This is a genomic window from Mesorhizobium sp. M0060 (genome assembly GCF_040323155.1).
In the GTDB taxonomy this organism is placed as follows: Bacteria; Pseudomonadota; Alphaproteobacteria; order Rhizobiales; family Rhizobiaceae; genus Mesorhizobium.
Genome location: NZ_JAMYUP010000156.1, coordinates 1 through 1,345, shown reverse-complemented (window position 1 = coordinate 1,345; position 1,345 = coordinate 1). Strand labels below are relative to the sequence as shown.

2 protein-coding genes are annotated in these 1,345 nt (G+C 59.5%); both read left to right on the top strand.

Annotation, left to right across the window (positions count from 1 at the left end; all coding sequences use genetic code 11):
- Positions 1–112: 112 nt before the first annotated feature.
- Positions 113–484, top strand: coding sequence for a GFA family protein (locus NKJ94_RS37345; protein WP_352532776.1), 372 nt, complete (start codon positions 113–115; stop codon positions 482–484).
- A gap of 207 nt (positions 485–691) precedes the next feature.
- Positions 692–1,120, top strand: a complete 429-nt coding sequence (locus tag NKJ94_RS37340) for a hypothetical protein (protein WP_352532774.1) — start codon at positions 692–694, stop codon at positions 1,118–1,120.
- Positions 1,121–1,345: the final 225 nt, after the last annotated feature.

Here is a 1,345-nt window from a genome sequence, read left to right as displayed (position 1 = left end):
GTCCTCCCACTCCATGCGCCTGCGCTCCTCGCTGCCGCAAATCAGGCGGCAAATCTCCCCAGTGCATAGCCCTCAGGCAAGATGGGGTGCTCGTCACGCTCACCTTAGACTGATGCTTAACGAACCGGCACAATTGACTGCGCTGTGTCACTGTTTCGCTTGCCAGCTAAGAACTGGTGCGCCGTTCAGCGCCAATGCGTTCTACTCGATTAACTGTGTCGAAATTTCTGGAACGTCCGCAGAATTCATTCGTACTGCCGAGAGCGGTCGCAAGGTCCGAATGCATTTTTGTCCAACTTGCGGCTCGACCGTCTATTGGAAGGCCGATGTTTCACCGTCCTGGATCGGGGTGGCGGTAGGTTCATTTGCTGACCCGGCCTTCGCGCCACCTGCCATATCAGTATTCGAGCAATTGAAACATAAGTGGGTGCAGCTTGACGAGACGGTAGAACGTTTCCAAGGCCTTCCAATCGGCCAATATTAGCATGAACCGACGTGGGGAGTTTAGCCGTCGGTGGGCGCACCGAACTTCGGCTTTCATTCATCCAAGTCATGTGGAGATGAATTTCCACATGACTTGTTGCCGCCAAGGTCAGCCGTTTAGAGCAATTGCAGTTTTGGGCCGGTAGCGGACCGGCAGGTTCCAGCACCTCCGCAAGGGACAACGGACGCTGAATCCGGTCGGACTAACGTGGCGGTCCACTCGATCGAGGCGCTCAGTGAAGTGCTCGGCAAAGGGCTGAATACCGCCGCTCTCCGCGAGAAGGCCGAAGCTGATTTCGCAGCGCATCAGGCACGTTGGGATGCGGCTGCGGAGGAAACCGGCTACACCGCAGCGCTCAGGGCCGAGCGCGAGACCGGCGACCGGGCGCAGGATCTGCTGGAAGCGTTCTCAACGACGCCTGCCACGACTGTCGCTGGCGTGGCGGGCAAGCTCGATGCCGTGTTGCGCGAGGGTGAGGCGTGGGAGGAATGCTCCGAGTTCCCCTGGCCGCAAATCCGCTCGGCGCTCAGCGATCTGGTGCGCATCGCCCAGCAGAACATGCCGGAACAGTTCTTTCACGGCGAGCAGCGTCCTAAGATCCGCAGGCGGCGGGCTGGCTGCTGTTTCCGCGGCTGAAAATGGAGGCGCGATATGAAGATCCGTCCAACCCAACTTCCGGCTTCAGCCGAGAACCCCTCAGCTTGCAGCAGGCCAGGCCGCCTGTCCCGATCCCCGCAAGGTGTCCCTACTTCGCTGCTGCAAGCTACGATGCAAACTGAACGGATTCCGCTCTTGTGAGTTGCGACGAGGCTACCCTTAGGTCCGTACCCTAAGGGCAGCCTCCGTCCTGTCAGCGATATG

What these genes read in the sequence shown, in the direction of transcription:
- NKJ94_RS37345 (WP_352532776.1), top strand. Translation starts at nt 113, where the DNA reads ATGCTTAACGAACCGGCACAATTGACTGCGCTGTGTCACTGTTTCGCT.